We start from the raw sequence: 25,807 nt of genomic DNA, 5'->3' as shown, positions 1-25,807 counted from the left end.
TCACCCCGCCACCTTCACGGTCGTGGTCGCGCCCCAGAGGGCCAGCGAAAGGAAGAAGTCGGTGACGCTGATCAGCACGATGGCGTTGCGTACGGAGCGGCCGACGGCGATGCCGACGCCGGCGGGGCCGCCGGAGGCGCGGAAGCCGTAGTAGCAGTGGGCGATGATCACCATCACGCTGAAGATCAGCACTTTCAGCACCGAGAGGAGGACGTCCGTCGGTGACAGGAAGAGGTTGAAGTAGTGGTCGTAGGTCCCCTGCGACTGGCCGTTGAAGAGGACCGTCACGTAGCGGGAGGCCAGGTAGGAGGAGAGCAGACCGATCGCGTAGAGCGGGACGATGGCGACGACGCCCGCGATGATGCGGGTGGTGACGAGGTACGGCATGGAGCGGATGCCCATGCCTTCGAGGGCGTCGACCTCCTCGTTGATGCGCATGGCGCCGAGCTGGGCGGTGAAACCGGCGCCGACGGTCGCGGAGAGGGCGAGTCCGGCGACGAGCGGGGCGATCTCGCGGGTGTTGAAGTAGGCGGAGACGAAGCCGGTGAACGCGGCGGTGCCGATCTGGTCGAGGGCCGCGTAGCCCTGGAGACCGACGACGGTTCCGGTGAAGAGCGTCATCGCGATCATCACGCCGATGGTGCCGCCGATGACGCCGAGGCCGCCGGAGCCGAAGGCGACCTCGGCGAGCAGCCGCTGCACCTCCTTGAGGTAGCGGCGCAGGGTCCGCGGGATCCAGAGCAGGGCGCGGACGTAGAAAAGGAGTTGGTCACCGGACCGGTCGAGCCAGACGAACGGGGAGGCCATCGGTCTCAGCCTCCCTTCGGCGGGACGATCTGCAGGTAGATGCCCGTGAGGACCATGTTCACGAAGAACAGCAGCATGAAGGTGATGACGACGGACTGGTTGACGGCGTCGCCGACCCCCTTGGGGCCGCCGCGGGGGTTCAGTCCCCGGTAGGCGGCGACGATGCCGGCGATGAACCCGAAGACGAGGGCCTTGAGTTCGCTGATGTAGAGGTCGGGCAGCTGGGCGAGGGCGGAGAAGCTGGAGAGGTACGCGCCGGGGGTGCCGCCCTGGAGGACGATGTTGAAGAAGTAGCCGCCCAGCGTGCCGACGACGGAGACCATGCCGTTGAGGAGCACGGCGACCGCCATGGTGGCGAGGACGCGCGGGACGACCAGTCGCTGGACGGGCGAGACGCCCATGACCTCCATGGCGTCGAGCTCCTCCCGGATCTTGCGCGAGCCGAGGTCGGCGCAGATGGCGGAGCCGCCGGCGCCGGCGATCAGGAGGGCCACGATGAGGGGGCTGGCCTGCTGGATGACGGCGAGGACGCTGGCGCCGCCGGTGAACGACTGGGCCCCCAGCTGCTGGGTGAGCGAGCCGACCTGGAGGGCGATGACGGCGCCGAACGGAATGGAGACGAGCGCGGCCGGCAGGATGGTGACGCTCGCGACGAACCAGAACTGTTCGATGAACTCCCGGAACTGGAAGGGCCGCCGGAAGACGGCCCGGCTCACCTCGGCGGCGAGGGTGAAGAGGCGGCCGGTCTGCCGCAGCGCACCGGTGATCACGAGCCGCTCCCGGTGACCGGCAGCGTGAGGGTGGGCGCCGCGGCGCCGTGCGCGTAGGTGTCGCGGATCGCGGTGCGGGCGGCGGGCGGCAGTCGGTCGAGCATGCCGAGGACGCGCTCGCGCCGCCGGGTGACGGCCGCCCGGGGCGGCAGGCCGGGCGAGGGTTCCAGTTGGGGGACGATGACGCGGGGCGTCGCCGGGTGGCCGGCGGGGTTGCCGGCCTCGGCGGCGAGCAGGGCGGCGTCCTTCTCCTCGGACATGCCGATGGGGCCTTCGCGGCGGCCGGCGAGGAACTGGGTCACGACCGGTTCGTCGCTGGTGAGGAGCACCTCGCGGGGGCCGAAGGTGACGAGCCTGCGCCGGAAGAACATCCCCATGTTGTCGGGGACGGTGGCGGCGATGTCGAGGTTGTGGGTGACGATCAGCATCGTCGCGTCGATCCGCGCGTTGAGGTCGATCAGCAGCTGGGAGAGGTAGGCGGTGCGGACGGGGTCGAGACCGGAGTCCGGTTCGTCGCACAGCACGATCTGCGGGTCGAGCACGAGGGCGCGGGCCAGCCCGGCGCGTTTGCGCATGCCTCCGCTGATCTCGCCCGGCAGCTTGCCCTCCGCGCCCAGCAGACCGACGAGTTCGATGCGCTCCATGACGATGCGCCGGATCTCGGACTCCCGCTTGCGGGTGTGCTCGCGCAGCGGGAAGGCGATGTTGTCGAAGAGGCTCATGGAGCCGAACAGGGCGCCGTCCTGGAACATGAGGCCGAAGAGCTTCCGGGTCTCGTAGATGTCCCGTTCGGGGCTGCTGACCATGTCGACGCCGTTGATGAGGACGCGGCCCTGCTGGGGCTTCAGGAGTCCGATGAGTGATTTCAGGAATACGGTCTTCCCGGTTCCGGAAGGGCCGAGCATGACGCTGACCTCTCCGGCCGGCAGGGTCAGCGACACGTCCTGCCAGATGTTCTGCTTGCCAAAGGACATGGTCAGACCCTCAACGACTACTTCGATTCCCATCCCACCTCCAGCAAGCGTGCGTCGGGTGTGCGCCGCGGGCGCACGGTAAGTCGGTCCGGATCATCCGGACAATAGGCGGGTGTCACTTTTCTTGATCCGCTCCCGTATTTGTCACCGCGGAGACAAGGTCGGGGTCGGCACTTGTCTCCGTGGAGACACAGAGCTGCGCCGACCTGCGACGGTGCGCCGCCCCGGGAACGCTACGGCCGAGTAACCTCTCGCGGCAATAGCGGATTCCGAGTTTTCCGGGGACGGAGTCGAGCAGCGGTGCATTTATCAGGCAGGAGACAGTTCCGCTTCGCTTCTTATCACCCGAGAGAGCAGCCGGAGGCCCCGGCGATCGATCAGAATTGTCGACATTGCGCACCCCGGAACCAAGGGGATTCTCCCCACCGCTCACCCACTTGACAGGCAATGGGGCATATCCAAAGAATCTTGGACTCCGCCATTGTTCAGCTAAGTTTCCCGCAAGTAACGTCTGGTTTCGCGGCCGGGAAATGTCGGGCCGCCGGCCGCTCGACCCCCACCGCGGCCACCCTCTGCCGGTCAATCCCCAAGGAGAGTCCCAGAGCCATGAAGAAGCCCATCAGAAACCTCGCCGTCGTCGCCGGAACCGCCTCGGCCGCGTTCGCCCTGGCCGTGAGCCCCGCCTCGGCGGTGGCCTCCACGGTCTGGACCGTCAACCCGTCGCCGGCCAGCTTCACCGCGGTCAACAGCGGGAACATCGTCCTGAGCGTCAACGGCATCGCCATGACGTGTACGAAGTCGAACGCCTCGGGCACGATGGCGAGCGCCACGGGCAACCCCGCCACGGTCGCCTCCATCAGCGCCATCGCCTTCGGCGCCACGGGCGCGCCCTGCACCAGCGTGCTCGGCAATGTGAGTGCGGTCGCGACCACCCCGTGGACGGTCGTGGCGCAGGACTACACCGCGGCGACCGGCGTCACCAAGGGCTACGTCGGCAACGTCGACGCCAAGGTGACCGTCGGCGCCTGTGTCTTCCGCGTGACGGGCAAGGCCTCCGGCACGTACACCAACTCGACGGGCGCGCTGGCCGTCAACAGCGTCGCGGGCGAGCTCACCGTCGTCTCGTCGACCAACTGCGGCTCCGCCGTCCCGGTCGGCGCCAAGCCGACCTTCAAGGGCACCTACCTCGTGAAGGCGGGCGCCGTCATCCCGACGATCGTCGGTTCCAACCCGTAAGGACGCCGGACCCGCGTCCGCCCGGCCGGCGACCCCGGCCGGGCGGACGCGGGCTGTCCGCGCCCTCGCCGGCGGCCTCCCCCGCCGGCGTACGAACGACCCCGAGCGGAGCACCCGATGAGAGGCCAAGCGCCCACCCCTCGATCCTCCCGCGCCCGCGTGCGCGGCGCGACGATCGCCGCGTTCGTGGCGCTCGCCCCCCTGCTCCCGGCGGCGGCCGTCGCCGCGGGAACGCTCAAGGTCGACGCCGCGCTGCCCTTCGTCTGCACCATGCCCTCGGGGCCGCAGCACGCGACCGTACGGATCTCGGCGACCCTCCCCGACCGGGCCGCCGTCGGCGAGGCGGTAGGGGCGGTTGACGTCAGCACGGCGGTGGAGCTCCCGGCCGCGGCCGTGGCCGACCTGCTCTCGCTCACCGCGGCCACCGTACGGGCGGAGACGCGCCTCACGGTCGGCGCGGCCCAGAACGGACAGCGCACGGAAGCGGTCTGGCGCGGTACGACGGAGCCCGTCGCCGTACCCGCGGAGGGCGCTCTCACGTTCACCACGACCGGTGACGTCCCGACCCTGACCACGGACAGCGCCGGCGATCTGACCCTCACCGCCGAGGGACTCGCCGTCGACCTCGCCCCCAGCACGGCCGACGGGGCGGCCACCACTCCCGCCGCGCTCTCCCTCGCCTGCGTGCCCGACCCGGACGCGCAGGGCGGCCGGCTGCTCGCCACCGTGCCCATCGGCGCCGTCACGGAAGAGCCGAGCGCGTCCCCGACGCCGTCGACCGCCCCTTCCTCTGCCTCCCCTTCGTCCCCTTCCTCCCCGTCCCCCTTCCCCGTGCCGTCGGCCCCGACGGAGCGGGAGCCCTCGGGGGCCGGGACGAACGGTGCTTCGAAGGACCCGGTGGCCGGTCCCCGGGCGGTCGGCGGTCCCCGGACGGCCGACGCGGACCCCTCCGGCGCCGCCCCGCCGGGCCGACCCTCCGCGCCGCCCTGCCGCAAGGACGAGCCGACGCCCACGACGCTCACCACGTACATCACCGGCTACGCCAATGTGCGCAAGCTGAACGGCGCCTCGCTCATCCCGGTGTCCTGCGTGCTCATCGAGCAGGGCACGCCGGAGATCGAGTTCCGGGAGGACGGCACCCTGCACCTCGTACAGACGTCCGACGGCGCCCTCTCCTACCAGGGGCGCAAGCAGTCCCCGCCCTTCACGTCCACCTTCCTGACCTTCGACTTCGCACCGGCCACGGCGACGATGGTCCTGGAGCAGACGGGGCCCATGACCGTCGCGTCGGACATCCTCCTCGTCTTCCCCGACAACATCGCCGAGACCTACGTCCGCGCCCCCTTCGTGCTGCGCGTCCTCGACGTCCGGGTCAATGGCACCCGACTCGACGTGGGCCCTTCCTGCCGTACGGAGAGGCCGCTCACCTCCCCCGAGCCCGACCCCGCCAAGTTCCCGGGCGACCACCTCGTCCTCCTCGGCAAGGGGCAGCTCCTCAACGGCACCGACGCCACCGGCTACGTCCTCACCAGCGGGGGCCCGCTCACCGGCGAGGTGACCATCCCCGCCTTCAAGGGCTGCGGGACCGGTGGCGAGAACCTCGACCGGCTCCTCACCGCGTCCATCTCCGGCCCCGGCAACCACATCAGGCAGATCCAGGGCCAGACCTGCTCCGCGGGCGTCGAGGTGCCGCCCGAGGGCCAGTGCACCGAGGACCGCCAGCCCCTGGTGATCCCGAAGCCCGAACGCTGAACCGGCGCGCCCGCCCCACCGCTCTCCCTCGTTCCCCTCGGCGCGCCCGCCCCACCGCTCTCCCTCGTTCCCCTCAACGAAAGGCATCCGCCATGCCCCTCGCCTCCTCCCGCACGCGCCTCGCCGCCCTCTCCGCCCTCACGGCACTCGGCGCCTTCGTCTCGGTCGGCACGGCGACCGCGGCCACTCCGCAGCTGAACGGCGGCTGGGCGCCGTTCGACCGCTGTCCCGTCGACGCCCCGGCGATGCTCGCCTCGGACGGTCTCGACAAGGCGCCGCAGTGCGTGTCGTCCTCCTCCGCGAGCGGCTCCATCAAGCTCGGCAACACGACCGTCGTCACCGGCAGGACGAACCTCCAGATCGGCGTGATCCAGCACGCCGACGGCACCAACAGCGTCGTCCCGCCGCCCGCCGGCTCCCTGATCGCGGACAGCGCCACGGTCCCCGGCGGTCTGTTCGGACTCATGTGTCCGAGCGACATCCCGTTCATCACCGACATCTGCCGACAGCTCTCGGACGCCAAGCTCAACAAGATCACCGCCACCGTGGAATCGGTCGGCACACCCTCGGAGTTCGACCAGATCGCGGGCGTCCTCACCGACATGCCGATCGTGAGGATCCCGGTCCGCATCCACCTCCAGAACCCGTTCCTGGGCAGCAACTGCTACATCGGCACGAAGTCCAACCCGATCGTGCTGCGCCCGAGCAACCTCACCTCCCCCGACTTCTCCGTCGAGCGCTACAACGGCGACGGCTCCCCGAACGAGGAGGGCGACATGAGCCGCCTGAACATCCTCGGCTCCACCCAGGTCGACAGGACGTTCGCGGTCCCCGGCGCCAGCGGCTGCGGACTGGGGCTCTTCGGCATCATCGACGGCGCCGTCAACCTCAAGACCGGACTGCCCTCGGCCGCCGGCAAGAACAGCATCACGCTCGACAACACCCAGACCTACCTCACCGGCCTGTACGCCCCCGGTGTCGTCGCCCCCGACGCCGGCACGGTGTTCTCGAAGAACTGGCACTCGGCCGTCAGGTAACGGCCACCCAGGGGCGATTCCCGGCCGACTCGGGCGGCACACGGGCTCGCGGGACGCCAACTCCTGTGCAAGTTGTGTACAGCACAGAGCAGTTGACCTAGCTTCGACAGTCCCGTTGGTACGCACCTGACGGCCGTTGCGGCGCCCCACCACCCAGGGAGGGCGCCGCACCGCCGCTCCCCACCGGTCGCGCAGGAGAGCAAGGGATCGGTCCATGCCCGCAACCGCACAGTCACCGAACATCGGCGAGCCGCTCGACCCGCTCCCCAGGGAGTTCGCCGACCTGATGAGGCCGGAGATCCCGGGCCTGATCAAAGAGATCGGCATGGAGGTCCAGCGGGCCTACCCCGTGTACGCGCACCTCTTCAACGGACCGCACTCGGACGGCATCCGCCAGGGCGTGGAACAGGCCCTGGCGGCCTTCGTAGAACGGGTCGCCGCCCCGGGGACGCAGTCGGCCCTCCGGGACGAGCTGCTGCGCAAGTTCGGTCGCGTGGAGGCCTACGAGGGCCGGGACCTCGGATGCCTGCAGGGCGCCTTCCGCCTCGGGGCGCGCATCGCGCTGCGCCGGGCCAAGAGCATCGGCCGCACCTACAACCTCTCCCCCACGCTGATCCTGGCCTTCGCGGACGCCCTCTTCGCCTACGTCGAGGAGCTCGAAGCCCTCTCACGCGAGGGCTACGTCATGGCCCAGGCCCGTGCCGTGTCCGACGTGGCGGCGCGGAGAAGGCAGTTACTGCACCTCGTCGTCGCGGGGCCGCCGCTGCCCCGGGCGACGATCGCCGAGCTGTGCGAGGAGGCGTCCTGGCAACTGCCGTCCGAGTGCACCCTGGTGGCGCTCCGCCCCCCGGTCGCCGAGCTCGTCCAGGCCGGGCTCGACCGGGACGTGCTGGCCGACCTGACCCTCCCCCAGCCGCACCTGCTCATCCCCGGCCCCCTCACCCCACAGCGGCTCACGATGCTCGAATCCGCCCTGGCCGGCACCCCCGCCGTCATCGGTCTGACCGTGCCTCCGGTGCAGGCCGCGCACTCGATCCGCTGGGCGCGGCGCGTCCTGCAGCTCATCGACGACGGCGTCGTGGCGAACGCCCCCCTCGTGCGCTGCGAGGAGCACCTGACAACGTTGTGGCTGCTGTCCGATCCGGCCCTCACGGCCCATCTCGCCGCGCGTGAACTGGCCCCGCTCGACGAGCTGTCCGGCACCCGGCGGGAGCGGCTGATCGAGACCCTGCGCGTCCACATCTCGACGCGCGCCCCCGCCGAGCAGGTGGGCGAGATGCTGGGCGTGCACGCCCAGACCGTGCGCTACCGGCTGCGGAACCTGGACAACCACTTCGGCGACCGGCTCCTCGATCCCGACCACCGGTTCGCCCTCGAGGCGGCCCTGCGCTCGCTCCACCTCCACGGCAGGAAGCGGGCGGACTGAGCCGCGTACAGCCCGGGGGGGTGGGCGGGCGGGCTGGACCGCCGGGGAGTGCGGGCGGACCGAGCCGCGTACGCCTCCCCGCACGCGGGCGTCAGTCGCGTCGCCAGTCGGGGTGCAGGCGGATCTCGATGTCGTCGGAGGACGGGTCCGGCGCCTCGTCGGCGGTCACGCGGACGTGGACCGGGCGGCCGCTGTCGGCTTCGACGAAGGCCAGCGGCGGCCGGCCGTCCTGGAGGTACGTGTCGCCCCACCGGACCAGCGACAGGAAGACGGGCAGCAGGTCCTCGCCGGCCCCGGTCAGCCGGTACTCGTCGCGCGCCCGCTGCCCCGGCTCCTGGTAGGGAGTGCGCGCCACGACCCCGGCCGACTCCAGCTGCTTGAGCGCGCGGGAGACAGAGGGCGCGGAGGTGCCGATCCTCGTGACGAAGTCCTCGAAGCGGGTCGTGCCGTAGAAGCACTCCCGTACGACCATGAAGACCGTCCGGGTGCTGAGCAGGTCGAGCACCCGTCCGGCGGAGCACCCGTCGCCGATCGACCACGCGTCCCGGTCACTCAAACGCTTCTCGAACCTCATCGCCATCCACCCATGGTAACTAATGCTTGCGTTACTTAGCCTCTACGTGCTCTCATCTGACTAACGAGGTCGTTATTCAGATGGGGAGTGAGTGCTGTGGTCGCGGTGGCGGGCAAGGTGGTCGTGGTGACCGGCGGGCGGCGAGGACTCGGCGCCGCGCTGGTGGACGAGGTGCTGGCGCGCGGGGCGAGCAAGGTGTACTCCACCGGCCGCTCGGCGTACGCCGACGAGCGTCCCCGGGTGGTGCCCGTCGCGCTGGAGGTCCGCTCGGCCGAGTCGGTCGCCGCCCTCGCGGAGCTCGCCTCGGACGCGGAGATCGTGTTCAACAACGCCGGGGTCCTGTTCCCCGCCCCTCTGCTCACCGGCGACATCGAGCGGGCGGCCGAAACGTTCGACGTGAACGTCTTCGGGCCGTTGCGCGTGGCGCGGGCGTTCGCTCCGGTCCTGGCGGCGAACGGCGGCGGTGCGCTGGTGACCATGCACTCCGTCCTGTCGTGGCTGGCGGGCAGCGGGGCGTACGGGGCCTCCAAGGCGGCGGCCTGGTCGCTCACGAACTCGCTCCGGCTCGAGCTCGCGCCGCAGCACACGCACGTCGTCGGCGTGCACGCCGGATTCATCGACACGGACATGGTCTCCGCCATCGACCGCAGCAAGGCGAAGCCCGCCGACGTGGCCGCGCGGATCGTCGACGGCCTGGAGGCCGGTGACGTGGAGGTGCTCGCCGACGACGTCAGCATCGCCGTCAAGGCCGCACTGTCCGGACCCGTGGAGCAGCTCACCATCCCGGCCGCCGGCTGAAACCCCGAGAGAGGAACGACGAACCGCCATGCCCCTGTGGACCGTCCACCACACGCCCGGCATCTTCTCCGCCGAGGAGAAGCACCGGCTCGCCTCATCCATCGCGGACCATTACGAGAAGGTGGGCCTGCCCCGCTTCTACGTGATCACCCTGTTCCACGAGACCCCGCCCGAGGACTTCTACGTCAGCGGGGAGCCCACCCCGCTCGGGGTCCGCATCACCATCGACCACATCGCCCGGCGCAATCCCGACCAGGACAGCAGGCGCAGGACCGCCCGCTGGATCCGGGAGATGCTCCGCCCCCACCTCGAACGGCACGCCGGGCTCCACTGGGAGTTCCACGTCGACGAGACCAGCGAGGAACTCTGGATGATCAACGGGCTCGTGCCTCCCCCGGGCGGCTCCGACACCGAACGGCAGTGGGCGGAGCAGAACGCGGCGACCCCCTACTGATTCGAGCGATCGCGGGGCCCGGCCGAGCGATGGCCGGGCCCCGCCGAACGCGCTCCGGCCCCGTCGAGCGGCCGCCGGGCCCTCACCCCGCGGGTACGGTGATCTCCCGCTTGAGGATCTTGCCGCTGGGCCCGAGCGGCAGCGCGTCCGCGAGCCACACCCGGCGCGGGTACTTGTAGGCCGCCACGCGGTCCTTGACGTACTCCCGCAGTTCCTCGGGGGTGGCCTGTGCGGCGGGGCGGAGCACGACCGCGGCCGCGACCTCCTCGCCGAGCTCGGGATGCGGCATCCCCACGACCGCGGCGAGGGCGACGGCCGGGTGCTCGTGGAGGACCTCCTCGATCTCGCGCGGGTAGACGTTGTAACCGCCGCGGATGATCATGTCCTTCTTGCGGTCGACGATGTAGAGGTAGCCGTCCTCGTCGGCGCGGGCGAGGTCGCCGGTGCGGAGCCAGCCGTCGGGGATGGCGGCCTCCGTCTCCTCCGGCCGGTTCCAGTACCCCTTCATCAGGTTCGGCCCGCGGACGGCCAGCTCACCGATCTCCCCCTCGGCGACGTCCTGGCCCTCGTCGTCGAGCAGCCGCACCTCGACGTCCCGGATGGGGGTGCCGATGGAGCCGGCCTTCCGGGGCCGGTCGGGGTGGTTGAAGGTGACGACCGGGCTGGTCTCGGACATGCCGAAGCCCTCCAGGACCGGACAGCCGAACCGCCGCTCGAAGCCGTGCAGGATCTCCACCGGCAGCGAGGCGCCGCCGGATATGCACATCCGCAGCGTCGACACGTCCGCCTCCGACGGGTGCTGGAGCAGCGCCGCGTACATGGTCGGTACGCCCTCGAAGACGGTGGCCCGCTCGCGGGCGACGGCCTCCAGGACGGCTCCGGGGTCGAAGCGCGGGATCAGGACGAGGGAGGCGCCGCTGCGGACGGCCGCGCTCATGGTGCAGATCTGCCCGAAGATGTGGAACAGCGGCAGGCAGCCCACCACCACGTCCTCGGCGGTCATCCGCTGGATGTGGACGCTGTTGACCTCGGTGTTGTGCCGCAGTCCCGCATGGGAGAGGACGGCGCCCTTGGGGCGGCCTGTGGTGCCGGAGGTGTACAGCAGGACGGCCGTGTCCTCGTCGTCCGTGGCGGCGACCTCGGGCAGCGGCTCGTGCCCGGCCAGCGTGGCCGCGAACCTCGCGGGCTCGACGGCCGTGTGCCGTACTCCCGCGGCGGCGGCGCCCTGCGCACCCTCGCCCGGCGCCTGGTGCCACTCGAAGAGGCGGACGGCGCCGGAGTCGGCGAGGTGGAACTCCGTCTCGCGGGTCTTCAGGAGCGGGTTCATGGGAACGACGACCGCTCCGGCGCGCAGGGCGCCGTAGTACAGCACGACGAACTCGGGAACGTTCGGCAGCATCAGGGCGACGCGGTCCCCGGGCCGTACGCCCTCGGACCTGAGCAGGGCGGCGGCGCGGGCACTGCGCTCGTCCAGCTCCCCGTACGTGATGACCTGTTCCCCCAGGCGCAGCGCGGGGCGCTCGGGCTGCCGCCCCGCCGTCTCCACGAGGAACCCTGCCAGATTGGCCATGACCCGCCTCCGTTACACGGAATTCGCCGATTGCTTACATCGTCGGCATCTTGCAGCCGTGCGCGGCCACGGCCTATGGCCGCCGTGACAACGCGCGGCCTCCTGGATTGTCCCTGGTCACAATATGACCGCGTTAGGCTGCGCGGATGATCCTCTCGGGTGTGGCGGCAGCGCTTCAGGCAAGGCTCCCGGAACTGGGCGAGCGCATGGCGCTGCTCATCCGCGCGGACGTCGAGGCCTACACGGACGAGTCGCTCATCTCCCTGGACTCCCTGCGCCGCTCCTGCACCGCCAACGCGCGCCTCATCCTGACCCATCTCCGCCTCGGGGGTGCTCCGGACGCGAGCTCGGCCCGGGAGACCGGACGGCTCCGCGCGGAGCAGGGGGTTCCGCTGGCCGACACCCTGCACGCGTACCGGATCGGCTCGCAACTGTTGTGGACGGAGATCCTCGCCGAGGCCCGCACGCGTCCCGAGGTCTCCGGCGATCTGCTGCTGACGGAGTCGACGGAGTTCTGGGCGTTGTCCGGTCTGTACGCGGAGGCGGTGGCCGTGGCGTACCGGGAGGCGGCGGCGGAACTCACGGCGCAGGGACAGGCGCGGCGCTCCGCCCTGGTGGAGGCGTTGTTCACCGGCATCGTGACCGACCGCACGCTGTGGGAGGCCGCCCGCGAGCTGGAGCTGCCCGAGCACGGGCCCTACGCCGTCGCCGCGGCGAGGGCAGGCGCTCCCGGCGAGGAGCCCCTCATCGGGGCGGAGGCGGCACTGCGGCAGGCGAACCTTCCGTCGGCCTGGAGACTCCTGCCGGACGAGCAGCTCGCCCTGATCGCTCTGCCCACGGCGACGGCGGAGGCCACGTGCCTGCGCATCCTCCGCCGTACCCGCGCGCGGGTGGGCTTCAGTCCGTGCTTTCCCTCGCTACGGGACACGCCTCGGGCTCTGCGCTTCGCCCGTCTCGCCCTGGCCGGGCTCGCGGGCACCGGCGCGGGTGTAGCCCGTTTCGACGACAATCCGCTGGCCATGGTCGTCGCGGCGGCTCCGGCCGAGGCCGCGCACCTGATGGAGGTGGTGCTGCGGCCGGTGCTCGATCTTCCGGCCGGGGAGCGATCCCGGCTGCTGAGCACTCTGGAGCACTGGTTCGCCGCCGCCGGTTCGGCCGCCGCCGCGGCGCGGAGCCTGTTCGTCCACCCCAACACCGTCCGCTACCGCTTGCGCCGCGTGGAGGAGCTGACGGGCCGCTCCCTCTCCGATCCCCGGGCGGCGGCGGACATCGGCACGGCCCTCCTGGCGGTCCGCAATCCGGCGGCGGGCTGAGGGTTCCCCGAAAGGTACGGAGCATCCCCCGCGCTTGCGACGTAGGACGGACGCACCTGTGAGCCGAGGACGTCATTCCTCGTCGATGACGTGCATGGCGGCTTCCTCGGCGGACGCGGCGCCGCCGTCGATGCCGAGGTCCCGCGCGTTCAGCTCCGACCTCACCGGGCCCAGACCCTCGTCCTCGGCCATCAGGCGACCGGCGCGACGGCCGCCGACCTGGTCGTCCACGAGCTCCCCGTCGGTGTCCGTCGTGTCGCCGAGGCCGTCGCCGTCGGGAACGGCGAGGTCGGGCTCTTCCTCCGCCAGGCGCTCGTCAAGGGTTTCGCCACCCTGCCGCTCGGCCGCGGTCACCCCCGTGTGCTCGGCCCCGAGGGGGCGCTCCGGCGGCGAGTACCCCGCGTCGAGCGGGTCGCCCTCGAACCCGTCGAGGGTGTCCTCGTAGTCCAGGACGCCCACGTCGTCCTGGACCTCGCTGCCGTCGGGCTGGTAGACGTCGTCGCCCCACGCTTCCGCCTCGGTCATGGGGAACTCCGTTCCTTCGGCCGGAATTCGTGGCGCGGCTGCTCGTGCCGCGGCGCCGGCGTCCGTACCCAGGTCCGTCGCGTCTCACCCCGCCGGGTTCACTCCTCCCGCTCGAAGTCGGCCTTCGCCCGGTCGTCGTCGAGGTCGGCCTGAGCCTTCGCGTACAGGTCGTGTACGAATCTCCGGGCGTCCTCGGGGGAAATGCCGACGCCGAGCCGGAGCAGCCGACCCGTCCAGTAGCCGAGTGGGTCGTCGGGTTCGGTCATGGCGCCTCCTGCGTGGGGAGTGCGGTCGATGGGTCCGCGCGCGGTCGGCGGGCACCTCGACAGGCGTCGAATCCCTGCTCTCATTCCATGGTCCGCGCCTGCGGGGCGAGCGCAACCCGTCCGCCAGAAGGCCCCGGGGCGTGTCCGGAAGGCAGCGCCGTACGCCGGGAGGCCAGGCGGTACTTTCCGGATGCTCCCTAGCTCATCCACTGCCGCAGCAGATCCTCCCGCTGCGCCGCGCGAGGCGAGCCGCCCTCCCATGCGCGGCCCCACTCCGACATGGCCGCGAGTGTCGTGGCCATCGTCGCGGCGCCCTCCGTCAAGCGGGAGAGGAGGGCGCGGGAGAGGTCGGCCTCCACCGGGGAGTAGCCGACCGCCGCGGCCACGTAGGCCTTCAGCTCGTGCTCCCCGTCGTGCTTCGCCACGCTCAGGGTCAGCATCGGGGGGGCCTCGCCCACCCGGCCGGGCCCCACGGTCATGGCCAGGTTCATCACCATGTCCAGAGCCACGTCCGTGACCAGTCCGACCTGCCGCTTCAAGGATTTCACGGGGACGTCCGCCACCGTCAGGGCGCGCACGTCCTCCCACAGGTGGAGGCCGGACTGTCCCTCGCCGAGGGCCACGACGCCGTCGGGGGTCAGGCGTACCCCGGGCGCCAGGCCGGACGGCTTCGCGCCCACGTACACATCGCCCTCGGCGATCCAGAACAGGCCGACCATGGCCATGGGTTGCCCACTTCCCCCGACGGCGGCACGCCACCGCCGCGTCACACATCAAACGATCAGGTCGCCCTCCGGAACGCGTGAAGGGCTCGGGAAGTTCCCCGACGGCAGCCTGGCGGCGCGACGAACACGTCAAACGCTTGCGTACCGGCGGTGGGCGTGGTTCCAATGACCGGCATGTCACCCGGGCGCACCCGCCCCGGCGAGGCGCGGTGCGCGGCGGCGCGCGATCCGGGCGGATCGCGACCGCGAGCACCGGGGAGAGGCGACCCCGGTGAACACGCCGGTATCGCCGTCCGGAGCCGGGGGCACGGACGGGTCGCCCGTACGCCTGGGTGGGCACCGTCCAAGTCGTCGACCGGGACCCCTTGGAGCCGGATCGCTTTCGGGTCCTTCGCACCGGCTGAGAGAGGAACAGGTCCGGCCACCCGGCCTTCGTCGCGGGCCGGGCCCACCGCGACGGCGACGCGGCCGGTACGACGGACCTCCCCGGGCCGGACGGGCTCCCTGGCGACCGGGCAATCCCGCCGGCCACGCCGGCCAGGGCCTCACTGTCGATCGCCGCAGTGGGGGCCGTGGACGGGCCCGGCCGGGCGTTCGTCTGTCACCCGGGGTCGCTAGGCTGGTGATCATGACGCCGGCCCTGCCCCCTGACGTGACCGCTCAGCCCGCCATCGTGGACGCCGCAGCGCTGACCGCCGATCCGGCTCTGCGGGACCGCTTCGCCGAGTCGGCCCACCGGATCCTGTCGGACCTGGTCGGTGGGGGCGCCGCCCTCGGCTGGGTCGACCCGCCGTCGCTCGACGAGGTGGCGGAGCTTCTGGAGCACGTCGTCGACGCCGTGCAGGCCGGGGACGGGGCCCTCCGTGTCGCGTACCTCGACCGTCGGCTTGTCGGGTTGGGATACTGGCTCCGCTACGCCCGCCCGACCCATCGGCCACACGCCGACCTCGAGAAGATCGCGGTGGACGCGGCTGCCCAAGGTCTTGGTGTCGGCCGGGCGTTGACCGCCGCCCTGATCGCCGACGCCCGGGAGGCCGGGATCGAGGTCCTCACCCTCGACGTCCGCGGCGACAACACCCATGCCCTGCGCCTCTACCGGTCGCTCGGCTTCACCGAGTACGGCCGCCTGCCCCGCTTCGTCGCCGTCGGCGAACGCCGCTACGACAAGGTCTTCTGCATGCTGGACCTCCGCGAGCAGAGCTGACGGGACCGTCCTGGATCGAAAACGTGCCCACCCCGGGTCAGGTCACGCGGTGCTTCGCGAGTCGCTCGACCATCTCGGGGTCGCGGTGGTCGAAGAAGAGGCTCGTGCCGGTGTCGAGGGTGGCGATGGCGGCCATCTGCCCGGCGGTGAGCTCGAAGTCGAAGACGTCGATGTTCTCGGCCATGCGCTCGGTGCGGACGGACTTGGGGATGGCGACGACGCCGCGCTGGGTCAGCCAGCGCAGGACGACCTGGGCGACGGACTTGCCGTACTCCGTGCCGATCCCGGCGAGGAGCGGGTTGGTGAACAGGTCGTTCCTGCCCTCGGCGAAGCCGCCCCAGGACTGGATCTGCACGCCGCGCTCACGCATCAGGTCCTGGTAGTCGGCGCGCTGGAAGAACGGGTGGGTCTCGATCTGGTTGACCGCGGGGGTGACCTCGTTGTTGAGGATCAGGTCGATCAGCCGGTCGGGGTAGAAGTTGGCCACGCCGATCGCCCGCGTCAGGCCCTCGTGGTCGAGGGCCTCCATCGCACGCCACTGGCCGTAGACGTCTCCGTACGGCTGGTGCATCAGGTAGAGGTCGATGCGGTCGAGGCCGAGCTTGGCCAGGGAGGTCTCGAAGGCGCGCCGGGTGTTCTCCTCGGCGGGGGCGTCCTGGACCCAGAGCTTGGTGGTGACGAAGAGTTCCCCGCGCGGGATGCCGCTGTTCTTGATCGCGCGGCCCACGGCGTCCTCGTTGCCGTACGCGGCGGCGGTGTCCAGGAGCCGGTAGCCGGCGGCGAGGGCGTCGGTGACGGCCCGCTCGGTCTGCTCCGGTGGGATCTGATAGACGCCGAAGCCGAGGATGGGCATCCGGACGCCGTTGTTCAGGGTGACGTACCGCATCGTTCATCCGTTCGAGAGAGGGGTGCGTTCTGCGAAGAGGAAGGGCCTGGTGGTTCTCCTCTTCTGATCGTGGCCGCGGTCCGCAGCCACCACCATCCGGCGGGCTCCCCCGAGGTCGGAGCGCCGTGGGTCCGCAGAGGTGCTCCGTCCCGCCGTCACATTCCCCCGCGCGCATCCGTCAGGGGGGGTGACGGAGATCGACGGACGGAAGGACCACCCCGTGCTCACCAACATCATGTACGTGACGCTGTACGTCACCGACCAGGACCGCGCGCTGAAGTTCTACACGGAGCAACTCGGCCTGGAGAAGCGCATCGACGTACCCAACCCGACGGGGCGCTTCCTCACCGTGGGAGTTCCCGGCACCCCCGTGGAGATCCTCCTGTGGGCGCACCCCGCGGCGGCGGGGCAGCCGGCCGAGCCGGGTGCCACGCCGGGCCCGGTCATCATCGAGTCGGACGACCTGCGGGCGGACTTCCAGGTCTTCCGCGACCGGGGGGTGACCTTCGACGAGCCGGAGCCCGTGGACTACGGCTTCGGTGTCCGCATCGAGACGTCGGATCCGGACGGCAACCGCATCTCGCTGCGCGAGCGCAGCCGCGCGGCCCGTGCCGACGGCTGACCGTTCGTCGGCCTGGCGTGGCCGGCGCGCCGTGCGGCGCCGGCCACGCCGGCCCGGCAGGGGCGCCCATGACAACCAGGACGACGGGGCGCTCGTACCACCGCCCGGTAGCTGTTCCGACCGGGTCAGCCGACCGGGTCGGACGCCGCGACCCGGTGGGCCTCCAGGCCGGGCGCGGCGAGCAGGTCGGCGATCAGTTCCTCGGATCCGCAGACGTACGTGCTGACCAGGTCGACGTCGCCGCCGACGCACCAGGCCCGGTCCTCCGGCCACCACAGGTCGGGGAGTTCGGCGAACTGGTCCAGGGTTTCGGGCGATACGGCGTCGGCCAGCGTTCCGGACAGCAGGATCTCGTCCCTTCCCGGGGTCGGGAAGGTGGGTACCCCCTCCCAGTCCCAGCGGCCGTACCCGTCCCACAGCCCGTACCAGCACCGCTCCGCCGTGCCCGTGTGGCCCGCGAGGACGGGGATGAGGGCGCGCGCGACCCCACCGGGCGTGGGGCCTTCGGCAGGGTGCTCGTCCCACACTCCGGGCAGACCGTAGTCCTCCCTGTTCTGGTAGAACCGCTCCACGCCGATCACCTCGTGCCAGTTCGTCAGCGGCTCGACCTGCCGGCCGTACGCGGCGGCCACGGTGTCCCAGCGGACCGGGCGGTCGTCGAGGCCCGCGGGGTGCAGCACCCGTGCGTACGCGGGGAAGCCGGGCGCGGCGACACCGGCGACGGTGCCGAAAGCGCCCTGCCCGGCGTGGCCTGCGGTGAGCCGGCGTGACGGCTCGAGGTCCCGGTGCTCGACGCGCAGGCGTCCGTACAGTGCGGGGCCGGGTCCGATTCCCGAGCGGGTCCATCCATCCATGCGGACAGTCTCCCCCGGCCTTCGGCTGTCGCCCCCTCCGCCAGGGTCCTGAGATGACCCCCTTTGGTCCACCACGGTCGTTGACCCGAGCGCGGGCGCCGCGTTGCGGGGCGGGGGCGGACGGCGGGGATACGGTCGGCGGCATGGTTGGTGATCGTCAGGGATGGCTTCGGTGTCTGCTCGCCGGGGCCGTGTTCGTCGTGGGGATGACCGGCACCACGCTGCCGACACCGCTCTACCCCCTCTACCAGGAGAAGTTCGGGTTCTCCGAGCTGACGGTGACCGTCGTGTACGCCGTGTACGCCTTCGGGGTCATCGGCGTGCTGCTGCTGGCCGGCAACGCCTCGGACACGATCGGCAGGCGGCCGACGCTGCTGTGGGGCCTCGGGTTCGCGGCGGCGAGCGCGGTGTGCTTCCTGTGCGCCGACGGTCTGGGCTGGCTGTACGCGGGGCGGCTGCTCTCGGGCCTGTCGGCCGGCCTGTTCACCGGGGCCGCCACCGCGTACGTGATGGACCTCGCCCCGCCCGGCGGCCAGTCCCGGGCGACGCTCGTGGCGACGGCGGCCAACATGGGCGGACTCGGCTGCGGCCCCCTGCTCGCCGGTCTCCTCGCGGAGTACGCGCCCGAACCGCTGTTGCTGCCGTTCGCCGTGCACCTCGCCCTGGTGGCCGTGTCGGTCGTCGTTCTCCTGCGGCTGCCGGAGACGGTGCGGGATCCACGGCCCCTGACCGCCGTACGGCCACAGCGGCCGGCCCTGCCCGCGCAGGTCCGGCCGGTGTTCGTGCCGGCGGCCATCGCCTCCTTCGCCGGGTTCGCCCTGTTCGGGGTGTTCACCTCGGTCAGTCCCGCCTTCCTCGCCCGCTTCCTGCACGTCGACAACCACGCCGTGAGCGGTCTCGTCGTCGCGCTGGCCTTCTTCGCCTCGACCGCCGGGCAGCTCGCCGTCGGCCGCTTCGGGGTGTCCCGGTCCCTGCCGCTGGGCTGCGCCGTGCTCTTCGCCGGCCTGGCCTTCCTGGCGGGGGCGCTCTCGGCGGAGCTGCTTGCGCTCGTGGTGCTCGCCGCCGTCGTCGGCGGAGTCGGCCAGGGCCTCTCGTTCCGCGCGGCGATGTCCGCCGTCGCCGCTGCCGCGCCGGTGGAGCGGCGCGCGGCGGTGATCTCGACCCTGTTCGTGGTCGCGTACACGGGTATCTCGATCCCCGTCATCGGGGTCGGCCTGCTCACTGAACCGCTGGGCCTGGAGCACGCGGGCCTGGTGTTCACCGGCTGCATGCTGGTGCTCGTCACCTCGGCGGCCGTGTACCTCCTGCGACGTCCGGTGCGGACGGAGGCAGGGTGACCCAGTCGCCCAGCCCGCGCTGGGCGGTGTCTTCAGGGGGCCGTCCCGTGACGTGAGCGCGTCGCTTGACGGTCGGGCCTGCTCGGGGCGCTGCCTACGACCGGTCGGGAAGCCGGACCGTGACGAGGAGGCCGCCGGCGGGGCGGGTGGCGAGGTCGAGGGTCCCGTCGTGGGCGCGGACGATGCTGTGCACGAGGGCGAGGCCCAGGCCGACGCCGGCGTGCTCGTCGGCGCGTGCGCGTTCCGTGCCGCGCTGGAAGGGCTCGGTGAGGGTGGGCACCAGTTCCGGTGGCACCGGATGGCCCGTGTTCTCGACCCGCAGCACACTCGCGTCGTCCAGCGCCGCGGTGTGCACGGTCACGGTGCCGCCGGCGGGGAGGTTGTGCACGAGGGCGTTCTGGACGAGGTTCGTGACCATCCGCAGCAGGAGCTCCGCCGAGCCGCTGGTGCGTGTCGCTCCGCCGGTGACGTCGAGGGTGATCCCGCGCCGTTCCGCGAGGGGGAGCAGGGTTTCGGCGGCCTCCTCAACGACGAGGGAGAGGTCGACGTCCTCGCGGGCGAACGTACCGCGGTCGCTGCGGCTGAGCAGCAGGAGGGCCTCGGTGAGGTCGATCGCACGTGTGTTGACCGTCCGGAGCCGGTCGAGGAGTTCTTCCCGGTCGCGTGTGGAGTCCCTGCGGGCGAGGTCGAGCAGCGCCTGTGAGATGGCCAGCGGGGTGCGCAGCTCGTGGGAGGCGTTCGCGGCGAACCGCCGCTGCTCGGCGACATGCGATTCGAGTTGTTCCAGCATGGTGTCGAAGGCGTCGGCGAGTTCGCGGAACTCGTCCTGGCGTCCTTCCATGCCGACCCGGTGGGACAGCGATCCCGTCCCGGCCAGCCGTGCCGCGGCCGTGATCCGGGTGAGCGGCGCGAGCATCCGGCCGGCGAGGAACCATCCCCCGGTGAGGCCGAACACGAGCAGGAAGGCCATCGCCGCGGCCGCCGCGGGAGCGAAGGTGCGGACGAGGAGGTAGCGGTTGGGCGCGATCCCGAGAAGGCCCCGGGAGTTGTCGGGGACGTAGCGCAGGAGGAACATCCACACCACGGCCAGCAGGAGGGCGCCTGCGACGGCGAGGAACCCGGCGTAGCTGAGGGTGAGCTTCAGTCGGACGCTGAGCCCGGGGCGTCTACGCATGCGTACGGCCGGGGGTGTCCGGGCCGGCGTCGGCCTCGCGGCCGGTGTCCTGTCCGGCGTCGACGCGGTAGCCGACACCTGGCACCGTGGCGATGATCCATGGTTCGCCGAGCCGTTTGCGCAGTGCGGAGACGGTGATGCGGACGGCGTTGGTGAAGGGGTCGGCGTTCCCGTCCCACGCCCGTTCCAGCAGCTCTTCGGCGCTGACGACCCCGCCTTCCGCCGCGACGAGGACGTCGAGCACGGCGAACTGCTTACGGGTGAGCGCGACGTAGCGGCCGTCGCGGAAGACCTCCCGGCGGAAGGGGTCGAGGCGCAGGCCGCCGATCTCGCGGACCGGGGGCCGGGCGTACGCGCGTCGGCGGTCGAGCGCCCTCAGCCGCAGGACGAGCTCCCGCAGATCGAACGGTTTCGTCAGGTAGTCGTCGGCACCGAGTTCAAAGCCGGACGCCTTGTCGTCGATGCGGTCGGCGGCGGTGAGCATGAGGATCGGGATGCCGCTGCCGGAGGCGACGATGCGCCGGGCGACCTCGTCGCCCGAGGGGCCCGGGATGTCGCGGTCGAGGATCGCGAGGTCGTACGAGTTGACGCCGAGCAGCTCCAGGGCGGAGTCGCCGTCGCCCGCGATGTCGGCGGCGATCGCCTCCAGCCGGAGGCCGTCACGGACGGCTTCGGCCAGGTAGGGCTCGTCCTCCACGATCAGTACGCGCATGTCCGAAGCCTAGACAACCCTGCATATCGCCGATGTATGCGAAGACCGGCACAGACCGGGCCGTACTGCTCAGCCTGCCGGTGCCGGTACGGGACGGGGCCGGTCCGACGGCGCCTGCGCCGTCGTGCGCCACCAGCGGCGCGAGGCCAGCGCGGCGAGCGCGGCTCCGGCGGCGTTGACCAGGACGTCGTCCACGGAGGACACGCGGTCGAGGCTCAGGACGTACTGTGCGGTTTCGACGAGAACCGAGCAGCCCGCCCCCAGCGCCAGGACCCGCGACACGGACGCCAGTGCCGCGAACCGCATCGGGGCGAAGAACCCGAGCGCCGCGAAGACCAGCAGGTTGCCGACGATCCCGAGCGGCCCCATCGTGACCAGGTCCCGCAGCGGCACCAGGCTCACCCGGGCGGGGACCACGCCGGCCCCGCCCCCCGGCATCATGGTCATCCACAGGAACGGCAGCGTCCCGTGGACCATGCCCACCTCGGCCAGCGACAGCCGCCACGGCGAGGGGACTCCGGCCGCACGCCTACGGCTCGCCAGAGCCCACGCCACCAGCACCGCCAACGGCAGCGTGACCAGCGTCATGAGCACCACACCGTTGAAGGTGTCGAAGCAGCCGTGCCACCGCCCGGCCACACACCTCGGAGCGGACATCATCAGCGGCCCCCGCACGACGAACAGGGCGCTCGCGACGCCGAGGGCCGCCAGGCCGGAGAGCACGATCCTCCGCGTGCGGCGGGGTGGTCCCGGCAGGGATGCGTCGTGGTTCATGCCCCCATGGGACAGCGAGGGCGGTTGCGGTGGCGTATGCGATTTCCGATACGCCCGCGATACACCCACCGCGCCGTCGGCGACCGGCCCTCTTCGCCTTCGCTCACATGGGGAACGAGAGCAGGCGGATCTCTCCATCCGGCCACGTCGCATCGTCGCGCAGGGGGATCCACATGGTCCGCAGCGGCATGATCACGTGCCCTCCGGGTTGTTCGGCGCGGACGTCCTGCTCGAGGGTCCGCCGGCCGAGCCGCTGGTACAGCGGGACGAGCTGCGGCCGGCAGAAGGGAATCCCGTGCCGGGGTCCCAGGGTCCGCGCGTGGTCCAGGGCCGCCGCGACGACCGCCCGTGCCAGTCCGTGGCCCCGCAGGTCCGGGGCGACGGCCACGCCGCCGACACCCATCACCTCCATGTCGACGCCGCCGACCGACATGGGGAGCCGCAGCAGACCGGCGTGCGCGACGAGTCGGCCGTCCTGCCTGATGCCGACATGCTCCTCCTTGGGCAGCCAGGTCAGTCGGGAACCGCACGCCGTCGGGCTGCGTCCGTCCCCACGTCACACGATCATGATTGCTGCGTCCTGAAACCGCCGGAGGAATCGAGCATGACGGAAACATCCAGCCGCTACCTGTACCTGGCGCGCCACGGCCAAGCGTCCGAGGACGAGAGCGAGTTGACGGACAACGGCCGCCGGCAAGCCGTTCTGCTCGGAGAGCGACTCAGGACGGCGCCGCTCACCGCGATCCATCACGGCCCGCTGGCCCGCGCCGAACAGACGGCTCAGCTGATCCACGACCAGCTCGACGGCGTCCCCCTGCGGATGTCCGCGCCCGCCGGCGACTACATCCCCTACATACCGCGGCACGAGGAACTCCCCGGCGAGTCGGCCGATGCCATGCTGGCCTTCCTTGCCCGGTTCCCGGCGGAAGAGCGTGAACAGGGCCCCGGACTGGCCGCGGAGGCCGTCGCGCGGTTCACCGGCCCCGTCGAGGGGGGCGAGCCGCGCCACGAACTCGTCGTCACGCACAACTTCCTCATCGCCTGGCTCGTCCGCGAGGCCCTCGACGCCCCCCGGTGGCGCTGGATGGGCATCAACCACGCCAACGCCGCACTCACCGTCATCCGCTACGCCCCGGACCGGGCCCCTTCCGTCCTCTTCTTCAACGACACGGGACACCTGCCCGTCGGCCTGCGCTGGACCGACTTCCCTCCCGAGCTCCACATCTGACGGGCGAGGGGCTCCCACGGACGCTCGCGCACCCGCTACCGTACCGGCGAGTAGGAAGTGGGCGGCAGTCCCACACGGTGCGAGGGGAGCGGGCCATGGAGCGGCAGTGGAGCCTGGAGGAGAGCACGGTCGTCGACGCGCCGCCGGAGGTCGTCTACGGGCTGGTGTCGGACCTGCGGAACATGGGCCGTTGGAGCCCGGAGTGCCGGTCCGTCTGGGTGCTCAGGCCTCCGGCACGAACCGGCACCCGGTTCGTCGGCTTCAATCGGCGCGGGCCGTTCCTCTGGCCGACCCTCGGGCGCGTGAGCCGGATACGCCCGAACAGTGAGTTCGTCTTCGACATCAGCGTCTTCGGGCTCCCGATCGCCCGCTGGGGCTACCGCTTCGAACCGGAGGGGTCGGGGACGCGTCTCACCGAATTCTGGCAGGACCTGCGGACCGGCGGGTACCGGGCCAGGGCCGCCGACCTGCTCGGAACGGTCTTCGCCGGGACGAACCCCGCCCGCCGGGTCGCACTCAACCGGGCCGGCATGCGCACCACCCTCGAACGCATCGCACGGACGGCCACCGCCGGGACCTGAGCCCATGCCTCTGCGGGTCGCCGGCCCGGCGGTTCGTCGGGCCGGCTGTCGACCCCGTAGAGGCGGCAGCCGTGACCTGTGGCGCTGAGGGGCGGTGGCCGAGGGTGGCTACCGCACCCGCGTGCGGGAGCCGTCCTGCCGTCGGATGAAGAGGATCCGGGCCAGCGCCAGCACGCTCAGGCCGAACATCAGGACGCCCAGGGGGACATGGAGCGCCGCCTTGTGGGCGATGCCCAGTAGCACCTGCACCGAGGCGAGGATCAGGAAGCCGGTCGAGTACAGGATGGGCCGGGGCGAGCCGCCGCCCGGCCTCCACGCGAGGATCGCCGCCAGCACGTACAGCATGGTGGCTCCGTACATCACGCGCGCGCCGACGCCGTGCAGCAACTCCCCCTGCGGCGAGGTCAGGAGCAGTCCGGCCGTGGAGGCCTGGAAGAAGAGGGTCAGGGTCTGCAGGGCGATCGAGACCTGCAGGAACGTGCGGCTGCCGCTGCCCCGTACTGCCGTGGTCTGCGCGGTGGTGGTGGCCATGACTCGGTCCTCTTCTTCTGCCTCGCGGCGGTGGCTCGGTAGTGTCTCGAACAGTCCGACGACGCAGGTCCGTGAAATGTGAGGCGTCGGAGGAAGAAGACCCGAGGTCGGCCGAGAAGACCTCGCCTCACCGAGGAAGCAGGGAGCGGCCGCGACCAATGAGCACCCCCGACGAGCCGGCGTACGACGGCACCGAGCCGGACCTCGCCGTGGTCATCGGCGAGCGGCGGCAGCTGATCAACCTCGGTTACCGGCTGCTGGGTTCGCTGTCCGAGGCCGAGGACGCCGTGCAGGAGACGTACGCCCGCTGGTACGCGATGTCGCCTCGGCAGCGGGAGGCGATCGAGTCGCCCGGCGCCTGGCTGACGACGGTGGCCGGCCGGGTCTGCCTGGACGTGCTCGGTTCGGCGCGGGTCCGCCGCGAGCAATATGTGGGGGCGTGGATACCCGAACCGCTGCCGGACCGTACGGAGTGGTCCGGCGTGCGTACCGGCGACGGGCGGTCGGAGCCGGTCGACCCCGCCGACCGGGTCACGCTGGACGAGTCGGTGAGCATGGCGTTCCTCGTGGTCCTGGAGTCGATGACGCCGGCCGAGCGGGTGGCGTTCATCCTGCACGACGTCTTCGCGTACCCCTTCGGCGAGGTCGCCGAGATCGTCGGCCGGTCCCCCGCGGCGTGCAGGCAGCTGGCGTCCTCGGCCCGCCGACGCATCCGCGCCGAGGGCGGTCCGGCGGCGCCGGCGTCTCGACAGGCCGCTGCGGTACGGGACTTCAAGGAAGCGTGGGAGGCCAAGGACATCAAGGCCCTCGTCGACCTCCTGGACCCCGCCGCCAGGATGACGGCCGACGGCGGCGGTCTGGTCGGCGCGGTGCTCCGCCCCGTCGAGGGCAGCGCGCTCATCGCCCAGTACCTGATCCACATCGCCGACAAGGCCCCGGGGCTCAGGCTCCTCGAACGCACGGTCAACGGCCGGCCCGGCCTGGTCGCGCAGAACTCCGGCGTCACGGTGACCGTGGCGGCGTTCGAGCTCGCCGGCGGGTCCGGAAGCCGCATCAGCCGCATCTGGGCGGTGCGCAACCCGGAGAAACTCCGCAGGTGGACGGAGGACGGGCCGAGCTGACTCACCGTCACCGGCGTCACCGAGGGCCGCGCGAGGTTCAGGAGGACGGAGAAAGCTGCTCGCACACCCACTCAGGGTCGGGGTTGACGAAGGGCCGGCCCCCGATGACGACGGTCGGCACGGTCTCGTTGCCGTCGTTCGCCGCCCTCACCACCGCCGCGCCCGCCGGATCCCGCCAGATGTCGACCCAGTGCACCTGGCGGCCGCGACGGCCCAGTCGGAGGCGCAGGCGCAGGCAGAACATGCAGCCCGGCCGCCAGAAGACGATCGGCCGGCCGTCGGCCGCGCTACGACGCTGCGCTTCCGCCGCGTCCGTCGACCTCGGGAAAATCAGGGGCGAGTGCGCTCCCGCGAGCAGCGCGAGCTAGAGGAACACCACGGCGGCTCCCACGGGGTTCCCCCTGGAGACCATCCCCGCCGCGACGAGGGAACCGCAGAGGACCAGCAACACCGGCAACATCCAAGAGCGCATCATGGTGAGGCAGGCTACCGATGAGCTCGGGCCGGCGCGGAGCAGCGTGGAATTGCGCGGCCGGGGTGGCCGAATCCGACCTGC

28 protein-coding genes and 1 pseudogene are annotated in these 25,807 nt (G+C 71.6%); 13 read left to right on the top strand and 16 right to left on the bottom strand.

Annotation, left to right across the window (positions count from 1 at the left end; all coding sequences use genetic code 11):
* From ACZ51I_RS14450 to ACZ51I_RS14440, 3 genes are read right to left on the bottom strand one after another with little or no spacing between them, the layout of a single operon-like run.
* Positions 1 to 807 carry an MlaE family ABC transporter permease gene (locus tag ACZ51I_RS14450; protein WP_468875370.1) on the bottom strand — a complete coding sequence of 269 codons (807 nt, stop codon included), beginning with the start codon at positions 805 to 807 and terminating at the stop codon, positions 1 to 3.
* Between the two features lie 5 nt (positions 808 to 812).
* Positions 813 to 1,577 (bottom strand): MlaE family ABC transporter permease, encoded by a 765-nt coding sequence (locus ACZ51I_RS14445; protein ID WP_468875367.1) that lies wholly within the window; start codon positions 1,575 to 1,577, stop codon positions 813 to 815.
* Entirely contained in the window at positions 1,574 to 2,584 is a 1,011-nt protein-coding gene (locus tag ACZ51I_RS14440; RefSeq protein WP_468875364.1) for an ABC transporter ATP-binding protein, read from the bottom strand. Before ACZ51I_RS14440 ends, ACZ51I_RS14445 begins: the two co-directional genes overlap by 4 nt.
* Positions 2,585 to 3,157: 573 nt before the next feature.
* Here ACZ51I_RS14440 and ACZ51I_RS14435 point away from each other — a divergent pair.
* From ACZ51I_RS14435 to ACZ51I_RS14420, 4 genes are all read left to right on the top strand, one after another.
* Positions 3,158 to 3,787: a hypothetical protein gene (locus tag ACZ51I_RS14435; RefSeq protein WP_468875362.1), complete on the top strand. Its 630-nt coding sequence runs from the start codon at positions 3,158 to 3,160 to the stop codon at positions 3,785 to 3,787.
* A gap of 117 nt (positions 3,788 to 3,904) precedes the next feature.
* Positions 3,905 to 5,539, top strand: coding sequence for a DUF6801 domain-containing protein (locus ACZ51I_RS14430; RefSeq protein WP_468875359.1), 1,635 nt, complete (start codon positions 3,905 to 3,907; stop codon positions 5,537 to 5,539).
* 92 nt (positions 5,540 to 5,631) lie between these two features.
* A complete protein-coding gene (locus tag ACZ51I_RS14425; protein WP_468875357.1) occupies positions 5,632 to 6,576 on the top strand; it encodes a hypothetical protein in 945 nt (314 codons plus the stop codon).
* 214 nt (positions 6,577 to 6,790) lie between these two features.
* Positions 6,791 to 8,002 carry a PucR-like N-terminal domain-containing protein gene (locus ACZ51I_RS14420; protein ID WP_468875354.1) on the top strand — a complete coding sequence of 404 codons (1,212 nt, stop codon included), beginning with the start codon at positions 6,791 to 6,793 and terminating at the stop codon, positions 8,000 to 8,002.
* A 91-nt stretch (positions 8,003 to 8,093) separates the two neighbouring features.
* On the opposite strand, the gene ACZ51I_RS14415 is transcribed toward ACZ51I_RS14420, so the two are convergent.
* A complete protein-coding gene (locus ACZ51I_RS14415) occupies positions 8,094 to 8,582 on the bottom strand; it encodes a winged helix-turn-helix transcriptional regulator (protein ID WP_468875352.1) in 489 nt (162 codons plus the stop codon).
* A gap of 81 nt (positions 8,583 to 8,663) precedes the next feature.
* Here ACZ51I_RS14415 and ACZ51I_RS14410 point away from each other — a divergent pair, with 81 nt between their 5' ends.
* Positions 8,664 to 9,374: an SDR family oxidoreductase gene (locus ACZ51I_RS14410; RefSeq protein WP_468875349.1), complete on the top strand. Its 711-nt coding sequence runs from the start codon at positions 8,664 to 8,666 to the stop codon at positions 9,372 to 9,374.
* A gap of 28 nt (positions 9,375 to 9,402) precedes the next feature.
* Positions 9,403 to 9,828, top strand: a complete 426-nt coding sequence (locus ACZ51I_RS14405) for a tautomerase family protein (protein ID WP_468875347.1) — start codon at positions 9,403 to 9,405, stop codon at positions 9,826 to 9,828.
* A gap of 82 nt (positions 9,829 to 9,910) precedes the next feature.
* Here ACZ51I_RS14405 and ACZ51I_RS14400 read toward each other — a convergent pair whose 3' ends face one another.
* Entirely contained in the window at positions 9,911 to 11,398 is a 1,488-nt protein-coding gene (locus ACZ51I_RS14400; protein WP_468875344.1) for a long-chain-fatty-acid--CoA ligase, read from the bottom strand.
* A 161-nt stretch (positions 11,399 to 11,559) separates the two neighbouring features.
* On the opposite strand from ACZ51I_RS14400, the gene ACZ51I_RS14395 reads away from it, so the two are divergent.
* Positions 11,560 to 12,711, top strand: coding sequence for a PucR family transcriptional regulator (locus ACZ51I_RS14395; RefSeq protein ID WP_468875342.1), 1,152 nt, complete (start codon positions 11,560 to 11,562; stop codon positions 12,709 to 12,711).
* Positions 12,712 to 12,783: 72 nt separating this feature from the next.
* Here the strand turns inward: ACZ51I_RS14395 and ACZ51I_RS14390 are convergent, their stop codons facing one another.
* The 3 genes from ACZ51I_RS14390 to ACZ51I_RS14380 all read right to left on the bottom strand — a co-directional run bounded on the left by ACZ51I_RS14390 (position 12,784) and on the right by ACZ51I_RS14380 (position 14,227).
* Positions 12,784 to 13,236 carry a DUF5709 domain-containing protein gene (locus ACZ51I_RS14390; RefSeq protein ID WP_468875339.1) on the bottom strand — a complete coding sequence of 151 codons (453 nt, stop codon included), beginning with the start codon at positions 13,234 to 13,236 and terminating at the stop codon, positions 12,784 to 12,786.
* A gap of 98 nt (positions 13,237 to 13,334) precedes the next feature.
* Complete coding sequence (locus ACZ51I_RS14385) at positions 13,335 to 13,502, bottom strand: hypothetical protein (protein ID WP_468875337.1); 168 nt, start codon at positions 13,500 to 13,502, stop codon at positions 13,335 to 13,337.
* 197 nt (positions 13,503 to 13,699) lie between these two features.
* Positions 13,700 to 14,227: a hypothetical protein gene (locus tag ACZ51I_RS14380; protein WP_468875334.1), complete on the bottom strand. Its 528-nt coding sequence runs from the start codon at positions 14,225 to 14,227 to the stop codon at positions 13,700 to 13,702.
* Positions 14,228 to 14,855: 628 nt separating this feature from the next.
* On the opposite strand from ACZ51I_RS14380, the gene ACZ51I_RS14375 reads away from it, so the two are divergent.
* Positions 14,856 to 15,431 (top strand): GNAT family N-acetyltransferase, encoded by a 576-nt coding sequence (locus tag ACZ51I_RS14375; RefSeq protein ID WP_468875331.1) that lies wholly within the window; start codon positions 14,856 to 14,858, stop codon positions 15,429 to 15,431.
* Positions 15,432 to 15,468: 37 nt separating this feature from the next.
* Here ACZ51I_RS14375 and ACZ51I_RS14370 read toward each other — a convergent pair whose 3' ends face one another.
* Positions 15,469 to 16,317: an aldo/keto reductase gene (locus ACZ51I_RS14370; RefSeq protein ID WP_468875329.1), complete on the bottom strand. Its 849-nt coding sequence runs from the start codon at positions 16,315 to 16,317 to the stop codon at positions 15,469 to 15,471.
* 220 nt (positions 16,318 to 16,537) lie between these two features.
* Between ACZ51I_RS14370 and ACZ51I_RS14365 the strand changes: the two genes are divergently transcribed.
* A complete protein-coding gene (locus ACZ51I_RS14365) occupies positions 16,538 to 16,939 on the top strand; it encodes a VOC family protein (RefSeq protein WP_468875327.1) in 402 nt (133 codons plus the stop codon).
* A gap of 125 nt (positions 16,940 to 17,064) precedes the next feature.
* Here ACZ51I_RS14365 and ACZ51I_RS14360 read toward each other — a convergent pair whose 3' ends face one another.
* On the bottom strand, positions 17,065 to 17,793 hold the full coding sequence (locus ACZ51I_RS14360; protein WP_468875325.1) for a hypothetical protein: 729 nt from the start codon (positions 17,791 to 17,793) through the stop codon (positions 17,065 to 17,067).
* A gap of 143 nt (positions 17,794 to 17,936) precedes the next feature.
* Between ACZ51I_RS14360 and ACZ51I_RS14355 the strand changes: the two genes are divergently transcribed.
* Entirely contained in the window at positions 17,937 to 19,130 is a 1,194-nt protein-coding gene (locus tag ACZ51I_RS14355; RefSeq protein ID WP_468875322.1) for an MFS transporter, read from the top strand.
* 94 nt (positions 19,131 to 19,224) lie between these two features.
* Here ACZ51I_RS14355 and ACZ51I_RS14350 read toward each other — a convergent pair whose 3' ends face one another.
* From ACZ51I_RS14350 to ACZ51I_RS14335, 4 genes are all read right to left on the bottom strand, one after another.
* Entirely contained in the window at positions 19,225 to 20,304 is a 1,080-nt protein-coding gene (locus ACZ51I_RS14350) for a sensor histidine kinase (RefSeq protein WP_468875320.1), read from the bottom strand.
* Complete coding sequence (locus ACZ51I_RS14345; RefSeq protein ID WP_468875318.1) at positions 20,297 to 21,016, bottom strand: response regulator transcription factor; 720 nt, start codon at positions 21,014 to 21,016, stop codon at positions 20,297 to 20,299. Before ACZ51I_RS14345 ends, ACZ51I_RS14350 begins: the two co-directional genes overlap by 8 nt.
* 69 nt (positions 21,017 to 21,085) lie before the next feature.
* Positions 21,086 to 21,790, bottom strand: a complete 705-nt coding sequence (locus ACZ51I_RS14340) for a VanZ family protein (protein WP_468875317.1) — start codon at positions 21,788 to 21,790, stop codon at positions 21,086 to 21,088.
* A gap of 103 nt (positions 21,791 to 21,893) precedes the next feature.
* Positions 21,894 to 22,274 carry a GNAT family N-acetyltransferase gene (locus ACZ51I_RS14335; protein WP_468875651.1) on the bottom strand — a complete coding sequence of 127 codons (381 nt, stop codon included), beginning with the start codon at positions 22,272 to 22,274 and terminating at the stop codon, positions 21,894 to 21,896.
* Between the two features lie 120 nt (positions 22,275 to 22,394).
* Between ACZ51I_RS14335 and ACZ51I_RS14330 the strand changes: the two genes are divergently transcribed.
* Both ACZ51I_RS14330 and ACZ51I_RS14325 read left to right on the top strand, forming a co-directional pair.
* Positions 22,395 to 23,018, top strand: a complete 624-nt coding sequence (locus ACZ51I_RS14330; RefSeq protein ID WP_468875314.1) for a histidine phosphatase family protein — start codon at positions 22,395 to 22,397, stop codon at positions 23,016 to 23,018.
* A gap of 95 nt (positions 23,019 to 23,113) precedes the next feature.
* A complete protein-coding gene (locus tag ACZ51I_RS14325; protein ID WP_468875311.1) occupies positions 23,114 to 23,599 on the top strand; it encodes an SRPBCC family protein in 486 nt (161 codons plus the stop codon).
* Between the two features lie 108 nt (positions 23,600 to 23,707).
* Here ACZ51I_RS14325 and ACZ51I_RS14320 read toward each other — a convergent pair whose 3' ends face one another.
* A complete protein-coding gene (locus ACZ51I_RS14320; protein ID WP_468875308.1) occupies positions 23,708 to 24,130 on the bottom strand; it encodes a hypothetical protein in 423 nt (140 codons plus the stop codon).
* A gap of 158 nt (positions 24,131 to 24,288) precedes the next feature.
* Here ACZ51I_RS14320 and sigJ point away from each other — a divergent pair, with 158 nt between their 5' ends.
* Positions 24,289 to 25,251, top strand: a complete 963-nt coding sequence (gene sigJ / locus ACZ51I_RS14315; RefSeq protein WP_468875305.1) for an RNA polymerase sigma factor SigJ — start codon at positions 24,289 to 24,291, stop codon at positions 25,249 to 25,251.
* A 37-nt stretch (positions 25,252 to 25,288) separates the two neighbouring features.
* Here sigJ and ACZ51I_RS14310 read toward each other — a convergent pair.
* Positions 25,289 to 25,726: pseudogene (locus tag ACZ51I_RS14310) on the bottom strand (glutaredoxin domain-containing protein).
* Positions 25,727 to 25,807: the final 81 nt, after the last annotated feature.

Source organism: Streptomyces sp. NPDC034084 (genome assembly GCF_055575535.1).
The sequence above is the reverse complement of the archived record's forward strand: the minus strand, read 5'-3'. Positions and strand labels throughout refer to the sequence as shown.